Raw genomic sequence first — 253 nt, forward strand, 5'->3', positions numbered from 1 at the left:
CTTCACGGTCAAAGTGACGGCCTGCGAACAGTTCGTCCAGGCTCTTCAGTTTGCTCATCGTCGGCTCTCAATTTGTTCAGTCCGACACCTTAACCGATTCGCACGCGCGCTATTTGCACCGGAGCCCTGGCTGGCGTCTTCTTGTCTCCGCTAAAGGCGAGCACCGCACCGAAGGCATGCGCTACGCCATCGACAACGGTGCGTGGACCGCATATCAGCGTGGCGAGCCGTTTGACGAAGCCGCGTTTCTTGC

At 58.9% G+C, this 253-nt stretch carries 1 pseudogene; it reads left to right on the plus strand.

From position 1 onward, the window contains the following. Positions 1-50: 50 nt before the first annotated feature. A pseudogene (locus F6X42_RS43715) lies at positions 51-253 on the plus strand (hypothetical protein); the annotation flags it as partial.

This window comes from Paraburkholderia podalyriae (genome assembly GCF_014397785.1).
GTDB classification, from domain to species: domain Bacteria; phylum Pseudomonadota; class Gammaproteobacteria; order Burkholderiales; family Burkholderiaceae; genus Paraburkholderia; species Paraburkholderia podalyriae.